The sequence below is a fragment of the Bacillus sp. JJ1127 genome (assembly GCF_036965845.1).
Taxonomy (GTDB): Bacteria; Bacillota; Bacilli; order Bacillales; family Bacillaceae_G; genus Bacillus_A.
Window position 1 is genome coordinate 5783 of the sequence record NZ_JBALQK010000298.1, and the last position, 4103, is coordinate 9885.

Consider the following 4103-nt stretch of genomic DNA (forward strand, 5'->3'; position numbering starts at 1 on the left):
AGTCTTCTGTGTGCTAATTCAACATATGTAATTATAAATAAAAATGATTTTTATTTATTTTTCTATACAGATAAAATCTAGCAAAACGATTTATCTTCCAACCTCCAGCTAAACCACCGTGCATGTCCATCTGTTTCACCAACAGTTTCACGGTATTCTTTTCCACTAATAAAGTAATCAAGATGAAGGTCCCTATCCCACATATTGTTATATAGATGACATACATCTCGTCTTGCACCAATTTCTTTAATCTGATCCACTAGTTTATGCTTTACATTCTCTGGTATTTGATTTGCTACATGTGTATGGAAAACACAAATTACCGCATCCTCTGGAAGTTGCTCTGCAATTTCTGAAAGAAGAGACACTCCATCCCCTTCTATTAACTTCACAGATTGTTCTTTTAAACAAGCTGCTGCATTGTCAAACATTTCAAGTCTTTCTTTGTGCTCAGGCCAAATAAGCGAACGTAACCATACATAATCTTCCTCATTATTTAAATCATTGATATGTAAATCCAGTCCAATCCTTTCTACGACAGGTGGACTCTGTTGTGAGAAAAATGGCTGATTCTCTCCTTTGATTTCTGATTTCAAATGAACGTTTGAATGTATATTTCCATATACCTCTCCTGTTCCATACGAATAGCTATATTGATCCCAAAACAGTTGTAATCCCGCACTTGTCCCAATCTCAATTAAAGCCAAAGGTTTCTGAACTTTATTAAAGATATAACAAAAACTCGTATATAAATAAGCGCATCGCCTTACTTCATTTGTTTGTACTAATTTGTTTTTTAAGATAGAGATAATTTCTTCTCTATGAAGCTGGCAAAAGTCTTTAAACTGCTGGAAAGCTTGCTCCAAATTCTTTTCAGGGTTTACAACAAGACTTCCATAATATTTTTTTAAAACATGATCATTCCCTTTTAATAATAAATAATGAACCGCACCTAGTAACAAATTAGGGACTGGCTGATCAGGCTGTGCGTGTGAGGCTAATGCAATTAGTTCATCATCTTCTGAAATTTTTAATGATAAATGCTCGTATAAATCGCTTGATCCTTTACATTCTTTTACGGAAAAATTTCTGAATAAGTTTGAGATTTGTTCTTGTGTAAGCAAGTATATCCCACCTTTTATAAATTTAATATTCAGAATTATTTTATCATAAATAACAATAATTAGGATATTTTTGCTCATTTTGTGAAAAGGGGTACTAAGTTGAATAAAAAAGTTTTAATAGAATAGCATAATAAAAACGTCCGATAAAATACCGGACGTTTTTCATTTCATCATTAGAAATTATATTTATCAATATTATCCTTCGTAAACACAACTCGTTCTGGCAATACGATAATTCCATTTCCATCTGCTTCGTAGTCATAGCCTTGAATAGAATTCGGTTCCACTTTCACTTTCCCAATCTTTGGAACTTCGAAACTATCACCAACTTTTAATTTCTTTCCTTTTACCACAATTTCATTTGCAACATAGGTTGCAAGCGCACCTTGTTGTTTTACATCCCATAGTCCAAATTGTTGAACAGTTCCACGTTTCACGTAATCACGCATTACGTTTGGTGTTGAAAATCCTGTAACTACTATCTTTTTATCCATTTTTAAATTCTCCGCTGCTTGTGCCATTGCTGGAAGTGCTGTCGCATCTGGACAAATCACTGCGTTAATATCTGGATACGTTTTCAAAATACTCTCTCCAACTGATAATGATTTTTGCGCATTATTTTCACCATACTGCGTCGTTACAATTTCCCAATTCGGATATTTTTCCTTTATAATCTCTTTTGCTTTCGTTACCCATTGGTTTTGATCTGTTACAGTTGGGCTTGAATAAAAGAATGCTACCTTCCCCTTATCTCCAATTTGTGATGATGTCATTTGAATTAATAAATTCGCAAGTTGTTCTGGTGTTCCTTGACTTATATAAAATGAACGGTCTTTCGGATTCACATCAGAATCCCACGTTAAAACGGTCATCCCTTTTTTCTTCGCTCGCTGTAATGATTGTGAAAGTCCATCAACCGATGTAGATGAGACCATTAATGCATCATAGTTTTGATTAATAAAATTATTTATATACTTCACTTGGCCTGATACACTTGCCTCTGACGGTCCATCATATTTCACTTTCACACCTAACTTATCTCCCATTTCTTTTGCACCTTCACCCCCTGATGTAAAGAAACCAACTCCTGTTAATTTGGGAATGAATGCGAATTTCACATCATCTGCTTTTTTCTTATCTGCTGTTTGGCTAGAACATGCAATTAAACCGATAATACAACTGCATATAATAATAAAGATCCCTAGTTTTCTTTTCATGACATTTCCCCCTTATGCAAATTCCTTCTTTTCCACATAGTGAGTTGCTGTAATTTGAAATGCCTAATAATAACGGAGAGGATAAGTATAATACCAATAACTACATTTGACTGTTCATTCGTTAAACCTGTCATTTGTAAACCGTACTGCATCATACCAATAAATATACTTGCTAGTACTGTTCCGAAAATACTTCCTTTCCCACCAGTGATAAGTGTGCCACCTAATACAACTGCCGTAATAACTGGTAAAATTGCTTCACTTCCAATATCGGCACGTGCTGAACCGATATACGCGGTTAAAAAAGCCCCCCCTAATCCACCTCCTAACCCGGACAGAACATAGGCAATAATAACTACCTTTTTCGTTCGGATACCTGAATATTTAGCTGTGTTTTCATTTGCACCTATTAATTTGGCATGACGGCCATATATTGTTCGATGAAATAATATTGCAAATACTGCCGTTAAAAATAAAAGTAGCCATAATAAATTAGGAATTCCTATAAAACTACCGTTTGCCAGTTGTACATAAGGATTTGGTAATCCACTTATCCCTTCATACCCAGCTGCATTTGAACCTCCTGAAACTACAAGAGCAATCCCCGAGTATAAAAACATCGTTCCGAGTGTAATCACAAGAGGTTCCACACCTGTCATTTTAATAATGACGCCATTCAATCCCCCTGCTAAACAACTCACAAATAGGGCAATGATGACAGCTAAAACAATTGAAATACCGTTCATCCAGAGCACACCGATTAGAATTGAAGTAAGCCCCATAATAGATCCTACAGATACATCGATTCCACCTGTTACGATTACAAAAGTCATCGGAATTGCTGCAATGGTAATGAAAATGAAATCATTCATACTGAAAAGTAAATTACTAATATTAAAGAAATCACTGTTTAACAAACCAAAGAGAATAAACTCTATGATAAGTAATACAATAAGAGCTCCTTCCCATCTTAAAAGTCCACGTGCATACTTCATAGGTTCATTCTCCTCCCTTCTAAATGCCGCATTTCCTTCCATTTTTTTAATATGCTATCCAATATGATAATAAGCAAAAGTAAAAATCCTGATATGGCGCTATTCCAAAAAGCTGGTATTTTTAAAAAGACTAATGAACTACTTATAACCTCTAAAAAAATTGCTCCTAGTGCTGCGCCGAATATAGAACCTGTTCCACCTTTTAGATGTATTCCACCTAAAACAGCAGCAGCAATTACTTGCAGCTCTATTCCTGTGCCAGTTTGATTTGGAACAAATCCAATATTCATCACAAATAGGCATCCTGCAACCCCTGCACTTATTCCTGAAATAATAAATGCATATATTTTCACCTTGTCTACCGGTATTCCAATAAGACGCGCTCCGTCTTCATTATCTCCGGCAGCATAAAAATATCTTCCAAAAGGTGCTTTCGTTAAAAAAATATATAATAATAGTAAAATGCCAAAAACAATCCATACTGTAATTGGAAACCCTAGTATCGTAACAGCAGATATCCGCTTATAATTATTAGGAATATCTTCAATCCATTTTCCTCCTGTATATATCAACATTGTTCCTCTAATAATTCCTAACATTCCTAGCGTCATAATAATTGCTGGTACACGAAACTTCGTAACCCCAATTCCATTTATCATTCCAATGACAGCTCCAAACAAGATTGCAACAATGATTGAAATTAAAATACTATTACCATTTGTCAAAAACATCCCACAAATCGCTGCGCTTAATCCCATAATAGAACC

The 4103-nt window shown here is 35.0% G+C and carries 4 protein-coding genes; all 4 read right to left on the reverse strand.

Translation table 11 applies throughout. The features are described from left to right. Window positions 1-77: 77 nt before the first annotated feature. Window positions 78-1124 carry a DUF2332 domain-containing protein gene (locus V7183_RS23045; protein WP_335360964.1) on the reverse strand — a complete coding sequence of 349 codons (1047 nt, stop codon included), beginning with the start codon at window positions 1122-1124 and terminating at the stop codon, window positions 78-80. 173 nt (window positions 1125-1297) lie between these two features. Next, window positions 1298-2341, reverse strand: a complete 1044-nt coding sequence (gene lsrB / locus V7183_RS23050; protein ID WP_335360965.1) for an autoinducer 2 ABC transporter substrate-binding protein LsrB — start codon at window positions 2339-2341, stop codon at window positions 1298-1300. Continuing rightward, window positions 2338-3336, reverse strand: a complete 999-nt coding sequence (locus V7183_RS23055) for an ABC transporter permease (RefSeq protein ID WP_335360966.1) — start codon at window positions 3334-3336, stop codon at window positions 2338-2340. The genes lsrB and V7183_RS23055 overlap by 4 nt, the downstream gene beginning before the upstream one ends. Next, a partial coding sequence (locus V7183_RS23060; RefSeq protein ID WP_335360967.1) for an ABC transporter permease subunit occupies window positions 3333-4103 on the reverse strand: 771 nt, incomplete at its 5' end. The genes V7183_RS23055 and V7183_RS23060, both read right to left, overlap by 4 nt.

What these genes read in the sequence shown, in the direction of transcription:
- lsrB (WP_335360965.1), bottom strand. Translation starts at nt 2,341, where the DNA reads ATGAAAAGAAAACTAGGGATCTTTATTATTATATGCAGTTGTATTATC.
- V7183_RS23055 (WP_335360966.1), bottom strand. Translation starts at nt 3,336, where the DNA reads ATGAAGTATGCACGTGGACTTTTAAGATGGGAAGGAGCTCTTATTGTA.